Origin of the sequence: Haloflavibacter putidus (genome assembly GCF_006546625.1) — a bacterium.
Taxonomy (GTDB): domain Bacteria; phylum Bacteroidota; class Bacteroidia; order Flavobacteriales; family Flavobacteriaceae; genus Mesonia; species Mesonia putida.
In genome coordinates this window covers 32,177-57,675 of sequence record NZ_VIAR01000012.1, presented here as the reverse complement: position 1 = coordinate 57,675, position 25,499 = coordinate 32,177, and the positions used below count along the sequence as shown (strand labels likewise).

Here is a 25,499-nt window from a genome sequence, read left to right as displayed (position 1 = left end):
GCAATGGGAAAGCTGCGATTTTTTGATAAACTTGTTTTTATAGTCAATTCGCTTTTTGCTACCGCTTTATTGTTGGGCTATGTTTTGCCTTACATCCCGCCGGAAACTTTTCCTTTTCTTTCTATTTTAAATTTAGGAATACCTATTTTGTTGGTGATTAATCTTGCTTTTTTATTGTATTGGATTATCAAATTAAAAATACAATTCTTGCTTTCTTTTTTAGTGTTACTGCTCGGTTTTAATCATTTGCTTTCTTTATATCGGTTTTCACCGGAAGTAAATAAAGATAACGCGCCCGAAGATTTTAGTTTAATGAGTTATAATGTGAGGCAGTTTAACCGCTTTCAATGGATAAAAAACGATACTGTTCCGCAAAGCATTATTAATTTCATAAAAAAAGAGTCGCCAGATATTGTTTGTATTCAAGATTATTACCAAAAAGAAGCGGTAGATTTTTCAGATTATCCTTATCAGTACAAAGCGTTTAAAAAACATAAAACTGCTAACTCAAAATTTGGGCAAGCTATATTTTCTAAATTTCCCATTATCAATAAAGGCGATTTAAATTTTCCGAACACGTACAACAACGTAATTTATGCCGATTTAAAAGTAGGAGCCGATACGATTCGTGTTTTTAATATACATTTAGAAAGCTTAAAAATAGACCCGAGCGTTAGCGAATTGCAAAAAGAAGACAGCGAAAAGCTTATAACCCGTGTTGGCCAAAGTTTTAGGAAACAACAATTACAAACCGAAACTTTATTAAAAGAGGTAAAGCAAACCCCCTATAAAACCATAATTGCGGGAGATTTAAACAATTCGGCCTTTAGTTATGTGTACCAAAAAATTTCCGAAGGTTTTTTAGATGCTTTTAAAGTAGCCGGAAAAGGTTTTGGTAAAACCTTTGTTTTTGATTTTATTCCTTTACGGATTGATGTAGTGCTAGTAGAACCAGATTTTGAAATAAAAGCTTTTAAGAATTACAACATTCAACTCTCCGACCATTATCCTATAATGACGCGTCTAAAGCTGCAAACCCGATAAATCTTGTTGTTCTAAGTAAGTAAGTGTTTCGGGACCTTTGTTAAAAAGTAAATCTACCACCGATAAATTTTTTAAAAATCCGTGTTTTTCTTCAAAAACCTGGTTGTATTCGTCTTGCGAAAAGTTGAATCCTTTTTTAGCATTTGCTAGTTTACGATAATCTTTTACGGTTGTAGCGGTTTCGCCGGGTAATTGATAATTTTCTGTTGTTTTGTAGGAAAACGGCAACTCTAAACACTCACAAACCACTTCCATACAATTCAAATTAAAATCGAATAGATATTTGAATTGTTTTTTATAAAGCGGTACAAAATCATCTTCATAAAATTCGAAAAAAGGAGAAGTACGATAAGCCGTTTGTAAAGATTTCCAGTGGTTATCTTGCCAAGTAAATTGATTTTCTATTTCTACTTCTTTATATTTTTGGTGTCCGCGCTTAGATTTACCGTGTTTTACCGGTATGTTTAAAAGCAATTTGCCGTTAGCTCCATAAATATATTGCCGGTTGCGGTAGGTTTGTTTTTGGTAATTATCTTGTTCTTCCAAAACCCAATTATTATTTTGACTTAAAACAGAAAACTGCAAAACAGAGCCAAAATAAGCAGGATGAAATAAAACCGATTCGTGCATTATTTTATTCTTTTTTTCTACGTTTTTTAAAGAAGCTAAAAGCAATAGCAATAACTACTGCAATAAGGAAATAAAAGAAATAGGAAACCGGCTTGCCTTCGCCGCCAACCGTTGTAAACAGACGTTCCCAACGTATTTTATCAAAAAAGCCTTCGCCATTGCTATCCCAACTCATCCAGATAAAAACGGGTTTTCCTACAATATGATTTTCCGGCACATAACCCCAATATCTGCTATCTTCACTATTATGACGGTTATCTCCCATCATAAAGTAATAATTTTGTTTAAATGTATATTGTTCCAGAGATTTTCCGTTAAGTAGTACTTGATTTCCCTCAACATTAATCTCATTGTCAATATTCATTTCCCTACCTTCATAAACTTCAATTATTCGACGGTAGAATGGAAGGGTTTCTATAGTTATTTTAACAGATTTTCCTTGCTGCGGAATGTATAAAGATCCAAAATTATCTGCATTCCAATTAACGAGTTTACTACTAGGAAAAATTTGCGCTTCTCTATTTCCTTCTGGATTGATAACCCGAGTAATAGATTTTACATTAGGGTGGCTCTTAAAGTTTTTTACAGCTTCATCACTCAACGCGCTAAAATAATACTGTCGGTTTTCTTTATTTGCCCAGCCAACTGCTCCTGTAATATCGTACCTTTTATACAAATATCTTAAATCAAAACCTTGGCCTTTGCCTTCTACAATATAAGAATATTGTGGTTTTGCCCTTTCGGGAAGTTCCAATTGTTGGTTGTTTATGTGTATTTTACCATCTTTAATAGAAAGAGAATCGCCGGGTAAACCTACAGCACGTTTTACATAATTAGATTTTTTGTCTATAGGTTTTATAAAACCTTTTCCAGATTTGTCAAAAAACTTCTGTACGGTATCTACCGGCCAATTAAATACCACAATATCGTTGCGTTCTACCTCTTCAAAACCGGGAAGTCTAAAGTAGGGGAGTTGCGGCCAATTGGTATAAGATTTTGTATTGATAATAGGTATTGTATCGTGCACCATTGGAAATGCTACCGTTGTTTGTGGTGTACGCGCGCCATAATTTAATTTACTTACAAAAAGAAAATCGCCTACTAAAAGTGTTTTTTCTAATGAGGAAGTAGGAATAGTAAAAGGCTGAACAAAATAAGTATGTACAATAGTTGCAGCAACCACAGCAAATAAAATAGAGCTTACCCACTCGCCAACTTCTGTGCGAGGCTTTAAGCTTCTGTCTTCTATATAATTTACTTCTGTAGTATAATTTAAATAATATAAATAAAACCCAAGCGATAAAACGGCTAACCAGGTATCTATAACTTTATGTTTGCCAAAACTACGAGCAGTTTCTACCCAAATAACCGGAAACATAATAAGGTTTACAATAGGTACAAAGAGTAAGATTGTCCACCACCACGGTCTGTTTATAATTTTCATTAAAACTACCGCATTGTATACGGGAATTATTGCTTCCCAAGGTTTTCTGCCTGCTTTTTTATAGAGTTTCCAAGTTCCTAAAAAATGAATAACTTGAATTAGGAAGAAAAATATAATCCATTGTGTGATTGTCATGCTAATTTATTTTTATCGTGATGTTTTATGGCTTAGAGTTCTTGCAACCCCAAAACGTCTTTCATCGTATAAATACCTTTTTTGTCCTTTAAATATTCGGCAGCAATAACTGCGCCCAAAGCAAAGCCTTCTCGAGAATGTGCTTCGTGTTTAATTTCTATTGTGTCTAATTGAGAGTGGTAAGCTACCGTATGAACACCAAAAACATCTGGCTCGCGTTTAGCCACAACCGGTAAGTTTTCTTGGGTTTTTTGTGGCATTTTTTCATACAATTTCCAATTTTTGAGATTGGTTTCTGCCATAATATCTTCCGCTAAGCTAATAGCAGTACCGCTTGGTTTATCTGCTTTTTGGGTATGATGCGTTTCTTCTATACCCGGATTATATTGCTCAAAATTTTTCATCATTTTGGCAAGTTGCTTATTTAGATGAAAAAATAGATTAACTCCTAAACTAAAGTTAGAAGCGTAGATAAAGCCGGTTTCATTCTCTTCACAAAGTTTTGTGGCTTCTTCATAATTGTCTAGCCAACCTGTTGTACCAGAAACCGCCGGTACTGCGTTTTTAAAACAGGCTTTTAGATTGGCAAAAGCTGCTTCTGGAACGCTAAACTCTATAGCGCAATCTGCTTTGGCCAAATCTTCTTTTTTGGGAGTGTTGTCTAAACGGCAAACAATTGTATGACCTCGGTCTATTGCAATCTTTTCTATTGTTTTTCCCATTTTGCCGTAGCCCAGAATTGCAATATTCATCTTATTTATAATTTTAATTTAAATACTAAACCGTAGTTAGCGCTGCCGGAAATTTCGTCAAACTCCATATTTGGTTCAAACGATAAATCTTCACTTACGTTAAACTGACTTAAGTGTGCATCTACATTTGCTTCAATAATATTAAGCACATATATGCCTACTGTAATAAGCATAGACAATTCTTTGTTGCGCCTAAATTGCTTTTGTGCTTCTATTAGAGATTTGGTAGATAAAACTCCCATAAATTCGTCGTCTTCGTAACCAGCCAATCTGCGCTTATAAGCATCGCGGTAACGGTGATACTCGTTATTATTGTCTACAATAAAGTAAACTCCTGCTCCCAAAGCGCCATATACCAAAGGTATTTTCCAGTAACTACCATTATAAGCTTGTCCTAAGCCGGGTAAAACAGCCGAATAAAATGCAGCTTTTGCAGGAGATAATGGGTTGTAGACTTCTTTTTGCTGAAGTTTTTCGGAAGGTATACTGTTTCGGTTTTTAACCGTTAACGTGTCCCGTTCTTGTGCAAGCAAAGAGCAACAGAAAACAAGTGATAAAATAAATGGTAGCAGCTTATTGTTCACCTTCAATCAAATTTTTTAAGCGTCTAAAATCCTCTTCCGAAGAAAACGGAATAATCACTTTTCCATTTCCTTTTTTATTTACTTTCACATCTACTTTGGCCCCAAAGTACTTAGAAAAATCTTTTTGTGCTTTATTAAAAGTTTTGGTATTGGTAGAAGAAGTTTCTTTTTTAGGAGCCTCTTTTTTTTGTTGTAAAGTGCGCACTAGTTTTTCGGTTTCCCGAACAGAAAGTGCGTTGGCAATAACTTTTTCGTAAACGTTAAGTTGATCTTTTAAATTTTCTATATTAATAAGTGCACGACCGTGACCCATACTTAAAAATCCATCTCGCATACCGGTTTGTATGATGGGGTCTAGTTTTAAAAGTCTTAAATAATTAGCAATTGTAGAGCGATTTTTGCCTATACGTTCGCTCATTTGTTCTTGGGTCAAATCTATTTCGTCTAACAAGCGTTGGTACGATAAAGCAATTTCTATAGGGTCTAAATCTTGGCGCTGAATGTTTTCTACCAAAGCCATTTCTAACGATTCTTGGTCGTTAGCAATACGAATATAAGCCGGAATAGTTTTAAGGCCAACCAACTTAGAAGCGCGGTAACGCCGCTCTCCCGATACTAATTGATACTTGTTAAAATCTATTTTCCGTACGGTAATTGGTTGTATAACGCCAAGTTCTTTTATAGACGAAGCTAGTTCTTGTAAAGCTTCTTCATTAAAACTGGTACGCGGCTGAAACGGATTAACTTCTATTGCTTCAATTTCTAGTTCTACAATATTGCCTACTACTTTATCGGCGTTTTTATCTTTGGCAGATTGTATGTCGTTGTCGGGATCTTTCAGTAAAGCCGATAATCCGCGACCCAATGCTTGTTTTTTTGTTGCCTTCGCCATAATTCCTACTTATTTTTCTTGATAATTTCTTCTGCCAAACTTAGATAATTGCTAGCTCCTCTACTTGCTGCATCATAATTAATAATGCTTTCTCCATAACTTGGCGCTTCGCTTAACCTTACATTACGTTGTATAATGGTTTCAAAAACCATTTGGTCAAAGTGTTTTTTAACTTCGTCTACTACTTGGTTAGAAAGGCGTAACCTAGAGTCGTACATCGTAAGCAACAAACCTTCTATATTTAATTTTTGGTTATGTAACTTTTGCACACTTTTAATGGTATTTAAAAGTTTTCCTAAACCTTCTAACGCAAAATATTCGCATTGTATAGGTATTACAACCGAGTCTGCGGCAGTAAGTGCATTTAAGGTAAGCAAACCTAAAGACGGCGCGCAATCTATCAAAATATAATCGTACAAATCTCTTAATTCTTGTACAGCATTGCGCAACATAGACTCGCGTTTATCTTGGTCTACCAACTCAATTTCTATGGCTACCAAATCTATATGTGCAGGAATTATATCTACATTGGGAGAATTTGTAGAGAGAATAGCGTCTTTTGCTTTTTGGGTATGCTCCAGTAATTGGTAGGTGCCAAATTCTACATTTTCCACATCAATTCCCAACCCGGACGTTGCATTGGCCTGCGGATCTGCGTCTATTAATAAAACTTTCTTTTCTAAAACCCCTAAGGATGCGGCCAGGTTTACGGAAGTAGTTGTTTTTCCTACCCCCCCTTTTTGATTAGCAATTGCAATGATTTTACCCATTAAGCTTGATTAAATTTTTGAGAGTAAAAATACAATTAATTATTCCAATTGAAAACCCAATTTATCAACAGCTTTATCAACTTATTTTTTTCTTCTATTTTTAACCATTTCTTCCAGCTCATCCCACATTTCTTCTGGTAAATCTTCGAGCATATTAAACTGTCCGGCGCCTTTTAACCATTCGCCGCCGTCTATGGTAATTACTTCTCCGTTAATATAAGCGGCAAAGTCAGAAATTAAATAGGCTGCTAAGTTGGCCAGTTCTTGGTGTTCTCCCACCCGTTGTAACGGAACTTTTTTGGCCAAATCAAATTTATCTTTTAAATCTCCCGGTAAAAGTCTATCCCAAGCGCCTTTGGTAGGAAATGGCCCTGGTGCAATAGCATTAAAACGTATCCCGTATTTTGCCCATTCTACCGCTAAACTTCTGGTTAAAGCCAAAACCCCGGCTTTTGCTGTGGCAGAAGGCACTACATAAGCAGAACCCGTCCAAGCATAGGTGGTTACAATGTTTAACACAGTTTTGTTTTCTTCTTTCTGGTCTATCCAATGTTTGCCAAATGCCAAGGTGCAATTCTTACTGCCTTTTAAAACAATATCTATAATTGTATCAAAAGCATTAGCCGATAGTCTTTCTGTGGGAAAAATAAAATTACCCGCAGCATTATTCAATAAAACATCTACACTACCCATTTGCTCTATTGCTTGATCACGCATTTTTTCAACTTCGTCGTAATTTCTAACGTCACAAGCAATGGGAAAACATTTTCCGCCGGTAGCTTCTTCTAGTTCTTTAGCCGCTTTTTGCAATTTTTCTAAATTGCGAGAGGTAATTACCACCTTGGCTCCTAATTCTAAAAAATACCGCGTCATAGCCTTGCCTAAGCCGCTACCACCCCCGGTTACCACGATGTTTTTAGATTTTAGGGCATTGTTTTGCAATAAAGATTTTGTATATTCCATTTTTTTGAAAGTAAAGGTAGGATTTTTGTTTTAAAAACGACGGATTTTGAGAAGGTAAGTTACTATCAAAAAATGTTATTAAATGTAGCATATATGACAATCCTCATAATTCAGACAATATTGTCCTATTATATTTGTACTAGTATTTTAAATTAACCAATAAATTGTTAAATATGGGCACACCAAAAATTTTCAGCACACCTTTTAAAGCTATTATGCTTTTTTCTTTTATCGCATTTACAGTAGCTTGTAAATCGGATAAATCCAATGATAAGTCTTATACAAATCCAGAAGACATAAAAGTAGATTTAGAAATGCAGGCAGAATTAACTGCTCCACCAAATGTACCAAAACCAACGGCAGATAGGAAAGCAAAACGTTTGGTCGTGGATATGGAAATTTTGGAAGAAACCGGCACAATGACAGACGGAGTAGAATATGTATATTGGACGTTTGATGGCACTGTTCCCGGTAGTTTTATTAGAACTAAAATTGGAGATGAGATAGAATTTCACTTAAAAAATCACCCAGATAATAAATTACCACACAATATAGATTTACACGCGGTAAACGGTCCGGGTGGTGGCGCAGTTTCTTCTTTTGTAGCTCCGGGACACGAAATTGTTTTCTCTTTTAAAGTACTTAATCCCGGTCTTTACGTTTACCATTGTGCAACTGCGCCTGTTGGAATGCACATAGCAAACGGTATGTACGGTTTAATTTTGGTAGAACCAGAAGAAGGTTTAGAGCCTGTAGATAGGGAATACTATATTATGCAAGGAGATTTTTATACAAAAGGAGATTTTGGAGAACCAGGATTGCAAGCTTTTGATATGAAAAAAGCAATTGAGGAAGATGCAGATTATGTAGTATTTAACGGGAAAGTTGGCGCTATGACCGGAGAAAATGCGTTACCGGCAAAGGTTGGCGAAACCGTTCGATTATATGTTGGTAATGGTGGGCCTAATTTGGTTTCCAGTTTCCACGTTATTGGCGAAATCTTTGACAAAGTACATATTGAAGGAGGTAGCGCAATAAATGAAAATGTTCAAACTACTTTAATTCCTGCCGGAGGAGCAGCAATTGTAGAATTTAAAATAGATGCTCCAGGAGAATATATTTTGGTAGATCACTCCATATTTAGAGCCTTTAATAAAGGAGCATTGGCCCAAATAGAAGCAACCGGAAGAGATAACGAAAAAGTTTATGCTGGTACTATTCAAGAAGGAGTTTATTTACCAGAAGGTGGTTCTATTCAAGAAATGCCGGTAGACGAAGAAGCGGTAGAAAGATCTAAGCCACCTAAGGTATTATCGTTAGACCAGAAATTAGAATTAGGAAAAACCGTTTACGGAAGAACGTGTTTTGCTTGCCACCAGTCAGAAGGACAAGGTATACCTAATGCTTTCCCTCCTTTGGCTAATGCAGATTATTTAAATGCCGATGTGAATCGTGCTATAGATATTGTATTGCACGGTAAAACTGGTGAGATTACCGTTAATGGCGACACCTATAACAGTGTGATGACTGCTCAAAACTTGAGCGATAGAGAAGCAGCAGCTGTATTAACCTATGTTTATAACAACTGGGATAACAACGGAACAGAGGTTACCGAAGAAATGGTAAAAGCTCGTCGTAAATAATAAATTAAAGTAGTAAGTAAATAAAGTAATAACTATAAATTATAAAAGCCATGTTTTTCAAGAATGCAGTAGGGTGTTTGGTTTTAATTGTTTCATTTTTGGCACATGCTCAAAAGGAAAGCATGGCTGTTATAGAAAAAGGTAGTTACGTTCCGCTTTACGGAAGAGACTCCGTTCAAGTAGATGTAGAGCGGTTCGCAATAGATGTTTATCCGGTTACCAATGCAGATTTTAAAGCCTTTGTAGAAGAGTATCCGGAGTGGAGAAAATCTAATGTAAAAGCTTTATTTGCAGACTCTAATTACCTTAGACACTGGAAAAATGACTTGCAGCTTAAAGAAGAAGAACTACCCAACGCTCCGGTTACTAATGTATCTTATTTTGCCGCAAAAAAATATTGCGAGTGCCAAGGTAAACGTTTACCAACTTTAGACGAATGGGAATATGTGGCTATGGCAGATCAAAATACGCCAGATGCCCGCATAAAAGATGCCTATAACGAGTTTATTTTAAGCTGGTACGAAAAACCCGCTACGTTTAATAACGAGATAGGCAGTACGTTCAAAAACTATTGGGGTGTTTACGATATGCACGGTTTAGTATGGGAGTGGACCTCAGACTTTAATTCGGTTTTAATCTCTGGAGAATCTCGGCGAGATGTAGATGAAGATAACAACCTTTTTTGCGGTAGTGCAGCCATCGGCTCTTCAGATTTAATGAATTATGCGGCCTTTATGCGTTACGCTTTCCGCGGAAGCATAAAAGCAAATTATGCTATGCGAACCTTAGGATTTAGATGTGCAGAAACGATTAACAAATCAACAGAAGAAAAAAATGAAAACTTATAATTATTTACTAATTGTTCTTTTATTAAGTCTATTTGCGTGTAAAAGCGAAGGAGAAAAAGATGTTTCTGAGAACACCACGCCAAAACCTGAAGTAGAAGAAAACACAGACGAGTTACCCGGTTTATCTATTTATAACTTGCCTACGGCTTGGACAAACCAAAATGGGGAAGAAATACAGCTGGAAGATTTAAAAGGAGATGTTTTGGTAATGGTTATGATTTACACATCCTGCAAAGCCGCTTGCCCCCGGTTGGTAGCAGATATGCGTAATATTCATAAAAAAGTATCTGACGAAGCCAACCAAAACACCAAATATGTTTTTGTAAGTATAGATCCAAAAACAGATACGCCAGAGCGTCTTAAAGCTTTTGCGAAAGAAAACGAAATGGATAGCGATGAGTATATATTTCTACGCGGTACAAAAGAAGACACTCGTGAGTTTGCTGCAGTTTTGGCCGTAAGTTACAAAAGTATTTCGCCTATAGACTTTTCGCACTCTAATATTATTAGTGTGTTTGACCAACAAGGCGTTATGCAACACCAAAAAGAAGGTTTGGGAGAAGACGATTCTAAAACCGTAAAAGCAATTGAAGATTTAGCTAACTAATAAAAGCTGCAGCTTAAGATTTTTTAGCAGCTTCTTGTTTGTTTTTTCTAGCTTGGTCTTCTACTTCCCGCGCTTTAGACAAAGCACTTGCTACTAGGCCTGCGGGAATGGTTACAATTCCTACACCAATAAGTAAAATAAAAAATGTAAATACTTTTCCGCCCACGGTTATGGGATAAACATCGCCATAACCTACGGTGGTTAAAGTAACAATTGCCCACCAACCACTATGTAAAATAGAAGAAAAATTTTCTGGTTGGGCTTTATGTTCAAAAAAATAAATTCCTGCCGAGGAGAGAAAAATAAAAATAAAGGTTACCAATAAAAAAAGTATCACTTCTTCTTTAACTATTTTGGCTGCCAAATTAAAACGGTTTAAGGCTTTGTTATACCGCACTAACTTTAAAGCTCTAAAAACCCGGAATATTCTAAAGGCTCGTAACGCTCTAAAATCGTAAAACGTGTTTAAATAAAACGGAAAAATAGCGATAAAGTCTACCAAACCGTAAAAACTAAAAATATATTTAAACGGATTTCTAGCTACATAAATACGTAAAAGATATTCTATAGAAAATACGATTACACAAAAATATTCAAAGCTTTTTAAAAGAATTTTTAGTTCGGCTGAGTTGCCGGGTAAGGTTTCTATTGTAAACGAAACTAGTGATAGAACAATTAAAGCCTGAATAAAATAATCAAATATTTTACCTTTTTTACTGGCGTTATTTTCTACAATGTCGCGTAATTTAGACCGCACGATAATTATTTTTTGACCAAGTTCTGTATAAAAACTTGGTATTTAAATTTGCTTAGTAAGTTTACAAAAATTATTCTTCTATCAAAATATCTAAAATTTGTATAGCGGCATCGCTTATTTTTGTACCGGGACCAAAAACGGCAACCGCGCCGGCCTCAAACAAAAAGTCATAATCTGCCGAAGGAATAACACCGCCAACTACAACCATAATGTCTTCTCTACCTAACTTTTTTAATTCTTCTAAGACTTGTGGCACTAAGGTTTTATGTCCAGCAGCTAAAGATGAAACGCCCAAGATATGCACATCGTTTTCTACCGCTTGCTTTGCCGCTTCTTGCGGAGTTTGAAATAACGGCCCAATATCTACATCAAAACCAACATCTGCATAACCGGTAGCTACTACTTTGGCTCCGCGGTCGTGACCATCTTGTCCCATTTTTGCAATCATTATGCGGGGTCTTCTGCCATCTTGCTCTGCAAATTGATTGGCCATTTTCCGCGCTTTCTGGAAAGATTTATCGTCTTTTATTTCTTTGCTATACACGCCACTAAATGATTTTACTTGTGCTTTATGTCTTCCGTAAACTTCTTCTAAAGCATTGCTAATTTCTCCAATACTTGCTCTTTCTCTCGCGGCATCAACCGCTAATGCCAGTAAATTACCGTTATTTTCTTTTGCTGCTTTTGTAAGCTTTTCCAACGCTTGTTGTGTTTTTTCTTCTTTACGTTCCTTTCGTAATTTTTCTAAACGCTCTATTTGTTGCTTGCGTACGGTTTGGTTGTCTACTTCTAAGGTAACAATTGGGTCTTCTTTTTCTCGCCTGTATTTGTTGGTACCAACAATAATATCTTGCTCGCTGTCTATAAGTGCTTGTTTTCTGGCTGCGGCTTCTTCTATACGCATTTTAGGAATGCCTTTTTCAATAGCTTTGGTCATTCCGCCAAGTTCTTCAACTTCTTTAATTAACTTCCAAGCCTTTTCTGCGATATCGTTGGTTAGGGTTTCTACATAATAACTACCAGCCCACGGATCTACTGTTTTGGTAATTTGTGTCTCATCTTGTAAATACAATTGGGTGTTTCTTGCAATTCTGGCAGAAAAGTCAGACGGTAGAGCTATGGCTTCATCTAATGCGTTGGTATGTAAACTTTGCGTTCCGCCAAAGGCAGCTGCGGCAGCTTCTATACAAGTTCTGGCTACATTATTAAACGGATCTTGTTCTGTAAGGCTCCATCCACTAGTTTGCGAGTGTGTTCGTAAAGATAAAGATTTTGGATTTTTAGGGTTAAACTGTTTTACCAATTTTGCCCATAACATTCTACCGGCACGCATTTTGGCAATTTCCATAAAGTGGTTCATACCAATTGCCCAAAAGAAAGAAAGACGCGGAGCAAAAGAATCTATATCCATTCCGGCATCTAAACCTTTACGGATGTATTCCAGGCCGTCTGCCAAAGTGTAGGCCAGCTCAATATCGCAAGTAGCACCGGCTTCTTGCATGTGGTAGCCCGAAATACTAATGCTGTTAAACCGCGGCATATTTTTAGAAGTATATTCAAAAATATCCGATATAATTTTCATCGAAGGCGTTGGCGGATAGATATAGGTATTACGCACCATAAACTCTTTTAAAATATCGTTTTGAATGGTGCCCGAAAGCTGCTCCGGTTTTACGCCTTGTTCTTCTGCCGCCACAATATAAAATGCCATAATGGGCAAAACTGCGCCGTTCATTGTCATAGAAACCGACATTTTATCTAAAGGAATCTGATCAAATAAAACCTTCATATCTTCTACAGAGTCTATGGCAACGCCGGCTTTACCTACATCGCCAACCACTCTGTCGTGATCACTATCATACCCTCGGTGTGTTGGTAAGTCAAAAGCAACCGAAAGTCCTTTTTGTCCGGCAGCTAAATTGCGGCGGTAAAACGCATTACTTTCTTCTGCGGTAGAAAAACCTGCATATTGCCTAATTGTCCAAGGTCTCCTAACATACATAGTAGAGTAGGGGCCGCGCAAATAGGGCGGAATGCCGGCAGCAAAGTTGAGGTGCTTAAGGTTTTTTGTGTCTTCCGGACTGTAAACTTTTTTAATTTTAATCTTTTCTGTAGTAGTATACGTACTGCTGGTTTTGGATTGAGCAGTAGCTTTTTTAAGATCTATATTTTGAAGGTCTTTGCGTTGCATAATGTATAAACTTCGCGGTTAAGGTTTAGTTATTTATAAACTAATACTGTAAAATTGAGCGCCAAAAAACGCGTTTTAATTGTGCTCGTTGGCTAAACGCTGTTTTTCTAAATTTTCTGCCAATCGTTTTTGAATTATAGGTTGTAACAAGGTGCGTCTTTTTTCTACTTTAAGAAAAGGATCTATTTCTAGGTCGTTTTTCATATTATCCTCTTCGTTTTTATACTTGTTGGTTCCTACCAGAATTTTCCTAGTTTCGTTAAAAGAATTCTCCTCTCTTTTGGCACTTTCTGAAATTTTGCGCTGAATAATACCTTCTTTTAGTTGCTTTAAGTAGCCGCCTCCTTTCTCTATGTCTTTGAAAATACTTAGAGCTTTCTCTCCCAATTTCTGGGTTAATTCTTCTATATAATAACTACCATCGCTAATGTTGCTTACTTTATTAAAATAACTTTCTTCTTTTAAAATAAGCAATTGGTTACGCGCTATACGCCTGCCAAACTCGTTTTCTTTATGGTAAAAAGAATCGTAGGCAATATTGCAAACATAATCTGCGCTGCCTAAAATCGCGCTCATACACTCAGTAGTGGTACGCAGTAAATTTACGTTATAATCGTAAAGCGTTTTATTCCGTAAAGTAGGAAAAGCAAGTATTTTTATTTCTTCGGGAGCATCGTAGGCTTGAGCTATACTGGCATATAAATTACGCAGCGCTCGCAACTTTGCAATTTCAAAAAAATAATTGGAGCCACAAGCTACTTTAAAAACGGGTTGAAAGTTCTCTAAAGCTTCGGGTTTGTTTTGGTGTAAATAATTTAAATATTCGTTTACGTGCGCTAAGCTATAGGCTAATTCTTGCACCATTGTAGCCCCGGCATTTTGATAAACACTGGTGTTAACACTAATAATTTGCTGAAAGTTCTGTTGAAAGGTTAAGGCAGTTTCTAAAGTCTCGAAATCTGTTTTAAGGTCTTTGTGCCAATTTCCGCTAGCGGCCAAATGGCCTATTATATCTATACCTAAACTAACTTGGTGTTTCTTATTTTTTAAAATGCTGGTTAATTCGCCCAGGTTTTCTTCCGTAAAGGTTTTACTTTCTAAAAAAACCGGGATTTGTGCTAAATCAAAACTTTTTAAAAGTTTTTTGAGGTCTATATTTTCAGAAGTTAGTTGTAGCCATAAAGCTTCGGCGCCTTTAGATAAACCGTGTTTAATAGTTTCAATTCCGTTATCGGTATCGTCTATTTCAAATTTATCGGTTACTTGCCATTTTTCGGGAGTGGCAGAGATTTCTCTTTCTTGGGCGTCGTCTAAATGATAAAAAGGTTTTACATCTATACCTTCTCTGCTATGAAAAATTAGGCTTTCGTAATCTTCCCCTTTAAGGTCGGCTTGTATTTTTTGTTTCCACTCTTTGGCAGAAACTTCGTTAAAACCTTCAAATAATGTTTTGGGCATAATTAATTGGTTTTGCTGCTGTCTTGAAATTCTATAATAAAAACTTCTTCGTTGTCGCGCTTCATAAAATAGGTTTCACGAGCAAATTTTTCGAGCTCGAAAGAATCATCCAAACCCTGTATTATAGCTTTATCTTGGCGTATTTCTTCCTGGTAATATTCTTTGTTGTTTTCCAGCTTGTTCAATTCTTCATCTAGTTCATTATGTACCATAAGGGAGTTACTGTCAAAGAAAGCCATCCAGACAGTAAAGACTAATAAAATAAGCACATATCTGTTACTTATAATTTTAAACCAGTGTTTTTGACGCAACTCTTTAAACCTCATCTATGCGAAGATACAAAATTAGTCTAAACGCTGCTTGATTATTGACTGAACAATATCTACCCCAACGGTGTTGTAGCGGTTGTACGGAATAATAATATCTGCAAATTCTTTAGAAGGTTCTATAAATTGTTGGTGCATGGGTTTTAGCGTGTTTTGGTAACGGTCTAAAACTTCTTGTAAATCACGACCACGCTCGTTAATATCGCGTTTTAAACGTCTTATTAAACGCTCATCGCTATCTGTATGCACGTAGATTTTTATATCGAATAATTTGCGAAGTTCCGGATTGGTAAGAATTAAAATTCCTTCTACCAACATTACTTTTTTAGGATGCGTCTCTATGGTATCTCCCGTGCGGTTGTGCTCTTTAAAAGAATATACGGGTTGCGGTACAGATTTTCCTTTTTTTAGCTGTTTGAGATGGTCTACCAAAAGCTCAAAATCTATAGACTGCGGATGATCAAAATTAATTTTTGTTCGTGCTTCATAAGACAGGTCACTGGTATCGCGATAATAAGAATCTTGAGTTATTACTTCAACTTCTTTATGTCGGAGTTCGTTTACAATGGTATTTACAACAGTAGTTTTTCCGCTGCCTGTCCCGCCGGCTATCCCGATTGTGAGCATAAATTCTAATTTTCTACAAAACTAATCATAATTTAAAATTATAAAATAATTAACAAATTATTTTTTTGCTGAATCTTATTCTAAGCGTTTAAATTGACGGTTTACAAACAATTTTAAGCGGTATAACCAATGCGAAGAAGCGTGTTCTTTGCTGGTATTGTTTTTTTTACCAAAACTTTCTATAGCGGCAGAAAAATCTCCCTTGGCATCTATTTTATTCCAAAACAATTCAAAATCGTTCGTAATATTTTCTAACTGAACCGTAATATGCGGCTTGTCTTTTATAAAATCTTCTATATTGGTAGTAACCGTTTCTACGTAATCCTTACAAATTAGTAAACGTTCATCTTGGGTAAGCAATTCTGGCGGATTCATTTTTATTCCTTCAGCATAGGCATCTATCATACTTTTTGGTCTAAAAAAGCGTTTAGAAAAACTTTTGGCCGTTGCATTTTTATCGCGCTTTAAATGCACATATAAAACATCTTCAGGAAAATGTTTATGTAGTTCTGCCAAATGCCAGCTTAACCTATTATCTGCCTCGATATGATTTTCCGCGTAAGCGAAACGTTGTTTTCCTAATTCTTGCGTTCTACTTTCGTGCGTAGCAGAAAAATTGCTGATATATTTACAAGCATTTATAAAACTATAAGAGCCGCAGCGGCCGGTACCTACTACAAATACGCGCATTTTTTTACTGAATTTTAAAAGCAAATATATACAATTACAAATTAAGCAGGTTGCAATAAATCTCTTCTTTAAAGTACTGAAATAGTGTCGAAAATCAAATAAATAATATACTTATAAACGATTACATTTTTTAAACTTATTTCTATTTAGATTTAAGAAGTAGAAAATTAGACACTATTTTATCACGATTTTGAATACTTTTTACTTAATTTTTAAAAGTTGCGAGCTATTCTTTTTTATAGCCTAACAAGCGTAATGCATTGAGAACCACCAAAAGGGTAGAGCCTTCATGAAAAGCAACCGCAATACCAATAGAGGCCAGATTTAAAATACTTACGGGAATCAACACGGCTACCATTCCCAAGCTAATCCAAAGGTTTTGTTTAATAATTCTTTTTGTTTTTCGGCTTAAGCCAATTGCAAATGGCAGTATTTCTAATTTATCTGCCATTAATGCAATATCTGCTGTTTCTAAAGCAACATCGCTCCCAGCGGCTCCCATAGCAATTCCTACCGTGCTGTTGGCCATAGCCGGTGCATCGTTTACGCCGTCTCCAACCATAGCAAGTTTTTTTTCTTTTTTAGCCAGTTCTTTTACAGCGGCCACTTTTTCTTCTGGCAGTAAACTTCCTTGCGCATTGGCAATTCCTATTTCTTTAGCAACTGCATCTGCCACATTTTGATTATCGCCGGTAAGCATAATCATCTTTCTAATGCCAATGCTTTTGAGCTTTAGCAAAGTAGATTTGGCCGTTTTTCTAGGTGTATCCATTAAGCCTAAAATGCCTATAAATTCTTTACCGCGCTTGATTAACATGGTGGTTTTACCGTTTCTTTCTAACGCGCTTACTTGCTTTTTAACACTTTCTGGAACGGGGTTTTTTAAATTTTCATATAAGCTCAAATTGCCTATATATACACTTTCATTTTCAACCGTGGCTTTAAGCCCTTTTCCTTGCACAGCTTCTAAATTAGTAATTTCTAAAGAGGTTTCTTCTAGATTTAGTTTTTTGGTTGCATCTCTAACCACAGCTCTAGCCAAAGGGTGATCGCTTAATTTTTCTATGCTAATTGCCGTTTTCAATAATTTTGCTTCGGTATAGTTATTTAGGCAAATTACGTCTGTAAGTTTGGGCTTTCCCTCTGTTAGCGTGCCTGTTTTATCAAAAGCTATGGCGGTTAAATTTCCTAAATCCTCCAATGGTTTACCGCCTTTAATTAAAACTCCGCGATTGGCAGCTCTCGCCACGCCGCTAAGCACAGCAGCCGGAGTAGATATTGCCAAAGCACACGGACTTGCAGCTACCAAAACAACTAACGAGCGGTAAAGGCTTTCGCTCCAGGTTTCGTCCACTATTAAAAAAGCAAAATTTAGAAGTAAAACCAGTATGATTACTGCCGGTACGTAATAGATTTCAAATTTTTTGGTAAGTAATTGCGTGGGCGATTTCTGTTCTTGCGCTTCTTCTACCATCCTTATTAACCTGTTGATGGTAGAATCTTGTGCTTCTTTGGTAATTCTTATTTCTAAACTGTGATTCCCGTTTATAGTTCCCGAAAAAACGTGATGCTCGCTGGTTGTTTTTTTATTATGAAGATCTTCTTCTTGCTTTGTAGAAAACGGTTTCTTTTCTACCGGCATACTTTCGCCGGTTATAGGAGATTGGTCTACGCTACTTTCTCCTTCTATTACCAAGCCGTCTGCCGCAATTTTGGTATGCGGGCGCACCAAAATAACATCGTCAACCTTTAAGTTTTCTATAGGTGTTTCTTTTACTTTTCCATCTTTTTTCAGTAAAGCCGTATTGGGAGCTAAATCGCTTAAAGCTGCAATAGATTTTTGCGCTTTCCCTAAAGCATAATGTTCTAGAGCGTGTCCTAAACTAAATAAAAATAGTAGCAATGCACCTTCTGCCCATTTGTCTAAATATGCTGCGCCAATAGCGGCTACCAGCATAAGAAAATCTATTTCGAATCCACCTTGCTTTATTTTTTCTACAGCTTCTAACAAGGCGAAATAGCCGCCAAAGAAATAAGAAATTATATAGCAAATTAAAGAGTAGCCGGGTTCTAGATTTGTAAATTGAGCTATAGCAAAGCCGCTTGCCAGAAAAATTCCGCTTAAAGCGGAAAAATAAATTTCTGTGTATTCACCAAAAATTCCGCCGTGAAGATGACTTTCTTTTTCTTGTTTTTTTGTAGACATAGGAACAAACTATTTATCAAAAGCAATGCTTTTAATGCGAATGACCGCCTTCTCCTTTTTTAGATTCGGCTAAAATAAAATAGGCGTTATTGTATGCAAATTCTGCGTTGTTAGGAACTTCTTCTAAAAGTTGAATACTTTGCCAATTTTGATGTTTTATACCGGGTTTTACTTGAATTGGAGTAAAAACCCATTCTTTCTCAGCTTTTACGGCTCTAAAAATTATATGCTTGTCAGTATCTTTTACCACTGCTTCTTCTGGAAGGGCAAGCGTGCGCGAATCTTCGGTAAGAATTCTACCTTCTATGTACATTCCCGGAATTAATTGGTCTTTATAATCTTTGATTTCTGCGTGCACGTGCACTGCGTTTACATCTTTTTCAAAAGCTTTAGAAACCGAATAAATATTGGCTCGTAATTCTTTATCTCCCAAAGATTGCACATTAAAAAGTATTTCTTGTCCTTTTTTTACTTTATGTGCATCTTTTTCGTACACTAAAAAGTCTGCGTGAATATGTTCGGTATTCATAATTTCGAACAAATTGGTTTGAGGTTCTACATATTGGCCGGTTTTTACTTCTACTTTTTGCACAAAACCGTTTATAGGACTTGTTAATGCAACCCGTTCTTGAATATTACCTTGCTGAATTTTTCCGGGATTTAAATTAAGTAAACGTAATTTTGCAGCCAATCCATTTAATAGACCTTTTCTGGCTTTATAATTGGCTTCTGCTTTTTGATAATTCATACCAGAACCTACGCCGGCATCGTATAGCTTTTTTTGTCGCTGGTATTCTTTTTGTAAAAATTCTTGCTCGTTAAAGGCTTCCAAATATCTTGTTTGCAGCTCTATAATATTTGGGTGCGATAAAAAGGCAACAATTTGTCCTTTTTTTACTTCTTCTCCTTCAATTACTTTTATTTCTTTTACGTTTGCACCAACAATAGAGGTTATACTTGCTTCGTTTTGTGGTGGCACTTCTAAGGTGCCATTTGCTTCAATAAAGCCACTCATGTTTCTAGTTTGTAAAGTATCTACTTTTAAATTTAAAGCTTCGGCTTGTTTAAAAGATAGGTGTATTTCATTACTGTCTTCGTGCTTGGTTTCTTGCTGGTTATTAGAATCTTTTTCTGTTTCGGAATTGTTTCCGCAGCTAACTAAAATTCCGCAAAGTAATACTATATATATATTGAATTTCATCATTTTTAATTTTGTTCAGGTTGAAAATATGCTAGGTTTATATAAGCTTCCAAGTAATTTTGAAGCGTTTTGATTGCGGCTAATTCGGTTTTATTAGCTTGTTCGATTAACTGAATAAATCCGGTATAATCTATTGCTCCTTCTCTAAAAGCTAGCAAAGCGCCACTTTGTTGTTGTGTGGTAAGTGGCAAGGCTTCTTCTTTGTAAAACTGCCAAGATTCTTTCCACTTTTTAAAATTCCGTAAAGCATTTGTGTAATTAGTCTGTAATCTTTTTTTGCTTAAACTGGCTTTGTTGCTTGTTATTTGTTGTTCTATTTTACTTGTTTTTATGCGTCTACGCTCTGCTCCCGAAAGCAAAGGAAGCGAAATACCAGCTTGGTAAGAATAATAACCAGACGCACCCCTAATTTCTTGAATACCGTATTGCAAGTTAAACTTAGGAAGTAAATCTGCTTTTGCCGCTTTATAATCTGCTTTTGCTGCGTCTATTTGCAATTGAGCAGTTTGTAAAGCCGGATGCTCTTTTAATGTTTTATTTTCTTGTATTAAAATCTGATTTATATCTAAATTTTGCGATACATCATATAATTGATCTTCAAATAACCAAACATTAAAATTCTCTAAAGCTATGGTATAATCGTCTTGTGCTTGTCGCTTTTGCAAAGCAATTTGTAGAGCTTGATTGTTGGCCGAAATATACTTGAGTTTAGAAATTGCTTCTACATTGTATTGTAAATCTATGGCTTGCTTAAATTTTTGATAAACAGAATCTAACCTACTTATTAAATGGTATTTCTTTTTTGCCACGTAAACATTACTCCAAGCCAATTGTACGCTTTTTTGTAATTCTAACTCGCTGAGGTTTTTTTGCTGTTTTGCCAAGGCAATTTGCGCTTTTGCCAATTTATTTTTTGCTGCAATGCCAAATAAATCTATTTTTTCTTGCCCTAAACCTATTATGGTATACGTGCCTTTACCATCAGTCAATTCTTCTCCGCCGGTAAAAACTTTTGTAGTACCCAAATCCCAAACTTCTTTTTTGGCTGCTTGGCTTTGGTTTATGGCGAGCTCTTTATTTTTTAAAAGCGGATAGTTTTCTACGGCTTTTTCTACGGCTTCTTCCATACTTAATTGCTGCGTTGGTATTTCTTGTGCTTGCGTAGCAAATGGCAGAAAGCTTACTAAAACCACAAGTCCTGCGAGAACGGTGTTTTTAGGAATTCTATCTGCTCTTTTTTCTCTTTGTTTTTCTAGCCATTTATATAAAATTGGTAAAACAAACAAAGTAAGTAGGGTAGAAGTAATCAAGCCGCCAATTACAACTGTAGCCAATGGGCGTTGTACTTCTGCTCCAGAAGAGGTAGAAATTGCCATTGGTAAAAACCCTAATATATCTGTAAGAGCAGTAAGCATTATTGGCCGTACTCGTCTTTTGGTACCTTGAAGAATACGATTTTTTAAACTCATTTGCTTTTCTTGTTTTAACTCGTTTAAACCACTTATAAGCACTAAGCCGTTTAATACGGCAACGCCAAATAAAACTATAAAGCCAACTCCGGCAGAAATACTAAAAGGCATATCGCGCAAATACAACGAAAATACGCCACCAATGGTAGCCATAGGAATTGCTAAATAAATCATTAAGGTTTGTGTAAACGAGCGTAATGCCAAATAAATTAAAATAAAAATTAAAACTAACGCAATAGGAACAACGGTTTGTAACCTGTTACTTGCGCGTTCCAAATTTTCAAAAGCACCACCGTATCTTATATAATATCCCGGTGGTAAATCTAATTCTGCATCTAATTTTTGCTGAATGTCTTTCACTACAGATTCTACATCGCGATTTCTAATATTTATACCCACATACGTGCGTCTGTTGGTGTTATCCCGACTTATTTGCATTGGTCCGGGTTCATAATGAATATTAGCAACTTCGCGTAAAGGTATTTGATTGCCGTTGGGCAAGTTTACAAATAGGTTTTCTACGTTTTTGATATCTTTTCGCTGGTTTTCTTGTAACCTTACTACCAAATCAAACTTGCGTTCACCTTCAAAGATAACTCCTGCTTTAGAGCCTGCAAAAGCGGTTTGTACAAGCTGGTTTAATTTGCTTATTTGCAACCCATATTGCGCTAGTTTATTACGGTTATACTCTATGCTTATTTGCGGTAAACCTGCAGTGGCTTCTACCTTAAGATCTCCAACACCATCTACTGTCGAAATTATTTTTCCCATTTCTTCTGCTTTTGCAGCAAGAAGTTCTAAATCGTCACCAAAGAGTTTTATGGCTACATCTTCGCGCACACCGGTAAGTAATTCGTTAAAACGCATTTCAATAGGTTGCGTAAATTCATAAGAAACACCGGGAAGCACACTTAAATCTTTTTTTACTTTTTCCAGAAAATCTACTTTGTTCTTTGCGGAAGTCCATTCAAAGTTATCTTTATAGATTATAAAGGTGTCTGCGATATCCATTGGCATGGGGTCTGTGGGTACTTCTGCCACTCCAATTCTACTTATTACCGATTTAACTTCCGGATATTTACTTAAGATTATTTGTTCTGCTTTTGTGGTGGTAGCAATGGTTTCGCTTAAAGAACTACCGGATTTTGGCATGATATGAAAAGCGATATCGCCTTCGTCTAATTGCGGAATAAATTCACCACCTAATTGCATAAACGTAAACACTGCCAACCCAAAAATTACAACCGCACTTGCCAAAATTGCTTTCCCGTGTTTTAAACTTTTGGTAAGAGCTTTAGCATAATTTTTTTCTACCCATTTTACAAAACGGTCTCCCCAATTTGTTTTTTTAGATTTACCACTTTTTACAGTAATTAATAAAGCAGACATCATTGGCACATAGGTAAGACAAAGTATCATTGCCCCAAGCATAGCAAAAATAAAAGTTAGCGCCATTGGCTGAAACATTTTGCCTTCTATGCCTTCTAAAGCTAAGATTGGTATAAAAACCAACACAATGATTAACTGTCCGAAAAAAGCAGCATTCATCATTTTTTTAGAAGACTTTGCCGTTATCTCATTCCGCTTTTCTCTATTTGGTCTTTTATTTTTTTGTGTATATGCAAAAAGGTAAAAAACGGTACTTTCTACAATAATAACCGCGCCGTCTACAATTATACCAAAGTCTATTGCTCCCAAACTCATCAAGTTGGCCCAAACATCAAAAACATTCATTAAAATAAAAGCAAATAACAAAGCAAGCGGAATGGTAGATGCAACAATTAAACCGCCGCGCCAATTTCCTAAAAGTAAAACCAACACGAATATTACTATTAAACCGCCTTCTAATAAATTATTTTTAACCGTGCTTGTAGTATTTGCAATCAAATCGCTACGGTCTAAAAATGGTTCTACATAAACGCCATCTGGTAAAGATTTTTGAATTTGCTCCATTCTTTTCTTTACACGTTCTATAACTTCGTTGGAGTTGGCGCCTTTTAGCATCAAAATCATTCCGCCGACGGTTTCTCCTTTTCCATCTTTGGTAAGCGCGCCATACCTCACGGCGTGGCCAATTTTTACTTCTGCTACGTCTTTAATGGTTACCGGAATACCGTTGCGTGTTTTTATAAGCATTTTTTCGATATCTGTAGGATTGCTGGCCAAACCTTCCCCTCGAATAAAATTGGCTTGGTGATTTTTTTCTATGTAGGCACCACCGGTATTTTGGTTGTTTTCTTTTAAAGTACGCAAAACTTCCGCAGTCGTAATGTTCATAGCTTTTAATTGCGACGGATTTATTGCTACCTCGTACTGTTTTATTTTTCCGCCAAAAGCGTTAACCTCAACTACGCCGGGCACCAAAGACATTTGTCTGCGTATTATCCAGTCTTGCATACTGCGCAACTCGGTAATAGTATATTTGTCTTGATATTCTTCTTCTACTTCTAAGGTATATTGGTAAATTTCTCCTAAACCGGTAGAAATAGGTCCCATCATAGGACTCCCAAAACCTTCGGGAATCTCTTCGCGAACCTTGGTTAACTTTTCCGAAACCAATTGTCTGGGTAAATAGGTTCCTGCTTCATCTTTAAAAACTATGGTAACTACAGATAGGCCAAACCTAGAAACAGAGCGTATTTCTTTTACATCTGGTAAATTACTCATTGCCACTTCTACGGGATAGGTGACAAATTGCTCTATGTCTTCTGTGCTTAAATTGGGCGCTTGCGTAATTACTTGTACCTGGTTATTGGTAATATCTGGTGTGGCATCTATGGGTACTTTTTGCATACTCCAAATGCCCATTCCTATCCAGCCAACCATAAATAAACCTATTAAGAACTTATTGCGGATAGAAAAATCTATAATGCGATTAATCATATAAAAATGTTTAAAATAATAATAAGAATTTGTGTTTGAAACTTATTTTAAGCAACAAATTGTTTGCTTATAGTATTTTAAACTTGCGGAGGTTGTAAGAGAGAATGCTGTATTTCTAAACCATAACGGTTGGCATAACCAATGTCTAGAATAGGAATATTGGGGTGAAAAATAACTACTTCAGAAAAATTGAAATCTAAAATATGAATATGGCAACAATGACACTGGCAAAAAGGCGAGCATAAATCCTGTTGCTCATGGTTTTGAGAATGCTGGTGAGAGTCTGTATGTTCTGCTATGCTTATTTCTTGGTGTTGAGCAGTAGGCGCAAGATCGTCGCACGGGATAAAATTTAATCCCATCAAATACACCGATAAAATAAACACCATAAATTTCATAAGCTTCAAAGATAAGATTTTTTATAAAATTTAATCGCTTCAAGCTAAGATAATTGAACTATAAAACCTTTTAAAATAGAATTTGATGTGAAATTTTAAACTTTTTGCTCATTTTCTTCTGTATCAAGAAAAATCAAAAATTTTACTTTACGGAAGAAGTAAAGGTTGCCGTAATGCAGTAAAATATAATTGCTTTAAACCGGAAATTCTTTGGTTGGATTGAGCATTTGTTGTTTGATTTTTACAAAGTTTCTTTTCTTTTGTGGCTCTAAAATTTTCTTTCCGTAGGAAGTAAAATAACGATGTGTTTTTAAAAAATTACAATTAAGCTCTAACCATTCTATTGTAGAAAAGGAAAGGTTTAACTGGTTGCTCCATTCTTTTCGTAATTGTTTATTTTTTTGTAGGAAATCTTTAGCGCCTAAATGTGCTAAATCTGCATCGCACAAAACTTTTTGCAATTTATTTTGTGGGTTCTGGGGCATTTTTGTAGCTAGAATACAAGCTACAATTTCTTGTACCCGTTCTTGCCCTAAACCTTTTTCAGACAAATAGTCAAAAGCTTTTTGTGCGCTAACATTTTCGTGCCCTTGAAAACAATCTACATTTCCTGTATCGTGAAATAAAGCAGCTAATTGTACAATTTCTAGTTCTTTTGAAGTCAAACCTTCGTATTGCCCAATTTTTTTTGCTCCCGAAAAAACATCTATAGTATGTTGGGTATTATGAAACGCTAAATGTTTGCACCTACTTTCTTTTAAAAGTTGTAAACAATGCGTTTTAGCCTGTGCTATAATAGAGTTCATAAATCAGTTTTGAAACAGTCGAAGTAATCGTATTCAATAAGCAAAAATTTTTAAGAATAACTTGAATGTAACTAATTTATTATAAAATGGCAAGTTTTAATTTAAAACGCATAATATAAGATTGCTATTTGGCATTGTACCCATTTGATACAGATTACTTTTCAACTGCAATTAT

General features: G+C 36.0%; 22 protein-coding genes. 4 read left to right on the top strand and 18 right to left on the bottom strand.

The features are described 5' to 3' along the window. Positions 1-3 precede the first annotated feature (3 nt). Positions 4-1,044 carry an endonuclease/exonuclease/phosphatase family protein gene (locus FKR84_RS11150; protein ID WP_141422393.1) on the top strand — a complete coding sequence of 347 codons (1,041 nt, stop codon included), beginning with the start codon at positions 4-6 and terminating at the stop codon, positions 1,042-1,044. Here FKR84_RS11150 and FKR84_RS11145 read toward each other — a convergent pair. From FKR84_RS11145 to FKR84_RS11115, 7 genes are all read right to left on the bottom strand, one after another. After that, positions 1,024-1,674 (bottom strand): WbqC family protein, encoded by a 651-nt coding sequence (locus FKR84_RS11145; RefSeq protein ID WP_141422392.1) that lies wholly within the window; start codon positions 1,672-1,674, stop codon positions 1,024-1,026. The genes FKR84_RS11150 and FKR84_RS11145 overlap by 21 nt on opposite strands. A 4-nt stretch (positions 1,675-1,678) precedes the next feature. After that, entirely contained in the window at positions 1,679-3,253 is a 1,575-nt protein-coding gene (gene lepB, locus FKR84_RS11140) for a signal peptidase I (protein WP_141422391.1), read from the bottom strand. Positions 3,254-3,285: 32 nt separating this feature from the next. Continuing rightward, on the bottom strand, positions 3,286-4,005 hold the full coding sequence (dapB, locus tag FKR84_RS11135) for a 4-hydroxy-tetrahydrodipicolinate reductase (protein ID WP_141422390.1): 720 nt from the start codon (positions 4,003-4,005) through the stop codon (positions 3,286-3,288). Between the two features lie 5 nt (positions 4,006-4,010). Continuing rightward, the gene (locus tag FKR84_RS11130; RefSeq protein ID WP_141422389.1) at positions 4,011-4,589 is read right to left on the bottom strand and encodes a DUF5683 domain-containing protein; all 579 of its coding nucleotides are present in this window, start codon (positions 4,587-4,589) and stop codon (positions 4,011-4,013) included. Further along, entirely contained in the window at positions 4,579-5,481 is a 903-nt protein-coding gene (locus FKR84_RS11125) for a ParB/RepB/Spo0J family partition protein (RefSeq protein ID WP_141422388.1), read from the bottom strand. Before FKR84_RS11125 ends, FKR84_RS11130 begins: the two co-directional genes overlap by 11 nt. Before the next feature lie 5 nt (positions 5,482-5,486). Further along, positions 5,487-6,251, bottom strand: coding sequence for a ParA family protein (locus FKR84_RS11120; RefSeq protein ID WP_141422387.1), 765 nt, complete (start codon positions 6,249-6,251; stop codon positions 5,487-5,489). A gap of 81 nt (positions 6,252-6,332) precedes the next feature. Continuing rightward, a complete protein-coding gene (locus FKR84_RS11115; protein ID WP_141422386.1) occupies positions 6,333-7,214 on the bottom strand; it encodes an SDR family oxidoreductase in 882 nt (293 codons plus the stop codon). Positions 7,215-7,387: 173 nt separating this feature from the next. On the opposite strand from FKR84_RS11115, the gene nirK reads away from it, so the two are divergent. The 3 genes from nirK to FKR84_RS11100 all read left to right on the top strand — a co-directional run bounded on the left by nirK (position 7,388) and on the right by FKR84_RS11100 (position 10,312). Beyond that, on the top strand, positions 7,388-8,857 hold the full coding sequence (gene nirK, locus FKR84_RS11110) for a copper-containing nitrite reductase (protein ID WP_394348485.1): 1,470 nt from the start codon (positions 7,388-7,390) through the stop codon (positions 8,855-8,857). A 122-nt stretch (positions 8,858-8,979) separates the two neighbouring features. Further along, positions 8,980-9,705, top strand: a complete 726-nt coding sequence (locus FKR84_RS11105; protein ID WP_141422385.1) for a formylglycine-generating enzyme family protein — start codon at positions 8,980-8,982, stop codon at positions 9,703-9,705. Further along, positions 9,692-10,312, top strand: a complete 621-nt coding sequence (locus FKR84_RS11100; RefSeq protein ID WP_141422384.1) for an SCO family protein — start codon at positions 9,692-9,694, stop codon at positions 10,310-10,312. The genes FKR84_RS11105 and FKR84_RS11100 overlap by 14 nt, the downstream gene beginning before the upstream one ends. A gap of 13 nt (positions 10,313-10,325) precedes the next feature. Here FKR84_RS11100 and FKR84_RS11095 read toward each other — a convergent pair whose 3' ends face one another. The 11 genes from FKR84_RS11095 to FKR84_RS11045 all read right to left on the bottom strand — a co-directional run bounded on the left by FKR84_RS11095 (position 10,326) and on the right by FKR84_RS11045 (position 25,324). After that, positions 10,326-11,069, bottom strand: coding sequence for an ion transporter (locus FKR84_RS11095; RefSeq protein ID WP_141422383.1), 744 nt, complete (start codon positions 11,067-11,069; stop codon positions 10,326-10,328). A 70-nt stretch (positions 11,070-11,139) separates the two neighbouring features. Continuing rightward, the gene (gene scpA / locus FKR84_RS11090; RefSeq protein WP_141422382.1) at positions 11,140-13,260 is read right to left on the bottom strand and encodes a methylmalonyl-CoA mutase; all 2,121 of its coding nucleotides are present in this window, start codon (positions 13,258-13,260) and stop codon (positions 11,140-11,142) included. 75 nt (positions 13,261-13,335) lie between these two features. Continuing rightward, positions 13,336-14,718 (bottom strand): methylmalonyl-CoA mutase subunit beta, encoded by a 1,383-nt coding sequence (locus FKR84_RS11085; RefSeq protein ID WP_141422381.1) that lies wholly within the window; start codon positions 14,716-14,718, stop codon positions 13,336-13,338. A 2-nt stretch (positions 14,719-14,720) separates the two neighbouring features. Continuing rightward, positions 14,721-15,044: an FtsB family cell division protein gene (locus FKR84_RS11080; RefSeq protein ID WP_141422380.1), complete on the bottom strand. Its 324-nt coding sequence runs from the start codon at positions 15,042-15,044 to the stop codon at positions 14,721-14,723. Between the two features lie 18 nt (positions 15,045-15,062). Then, positions 15,063-15,671, bottom strand: a complete 609-nt coding sequence (gene udk, locus FKR84_RS11075) for a uridine kinase (RefSeq protein ID WP_141422379.1) — start codon at positions 15,669-15,671, stop codon at positions 15,063-15,065. Between the two features lie 75 nt (positions 15,672-15,746). Continuing rightward, the gene (locus tag FKR84_RS11070; protein ID WP_141422378.1) at positions 15,747-16,361 is read right to left on the bottom strand and encodes a hypothetical protein; all 615 of its coding nucleotides are present in this window, start codon (positions 16,359-16,361) and stop codon (positions 15,747-15,749) included. A gap of 226 nt (positions 16,362-16,587) precedes the next feature. After that, positions 16,588-18,567, bottom strand: coding sequence for a heavy metal translocating P-type ATPase (locus FKR84_RS11065; RefSeq protein WP_141422377.1), 1,980 nt, complete (start codon positions 18,565-18,567; stop codon positions 16,588-16,590). Between the two features lie 31 nt (positions 18,568-18,598). Further along, positions 18,599-19,771: an efflux RND transporter periplasmic adaptor subunit gene (locus FKR84_RS11060; protein ID WP_317129113.1), complete on the bottom strand. Its 1,173-nt coding sequence runs from the start codon at positions 19,769-19,771 to the stop codon at positions 18,599-18,601. Between the two features lie 2 nt (positions 19,772-19,773). Beyond that, positions 19,774-24,120: a CusA/CzcA family heavy metal efflux RND transporter gene (locus FKR84_RS11055; protein ID WP_141422376.1), complete on the bottom strand. Its 4,347-nt coding sequence runs from the start codon at positions 24,118-24,120 to the stop codon at positions 19,774-19,776. Between the two features lie 77 nt (positions 24,121-24,197). Further along, positions 24,198-24,518 (bottom strand): DUF6660 family protein, encoded by a 321-nt coding sequence (locus FKR84_RS11050; protein WP_141422375.1) that lies wholly within the window; start codon positions 24,516-24,518, stop codon positions 24,198-24,200. A 194-nt stretch (positions 24,519-24,712) separates the two neighbouring features. Further along, positions 24,713-25,324, bottom strand: coding sequence for an HD domain-containing protein (locus FKR84_RS11045; RefSeq protein ID WP_141422374.1), 612 nt, complete (start codon positions 25,322-25,324; stop codon positions 24,713-24,715). Positions 25,325-25,499 lie beyond the last annotated feature (175 nt).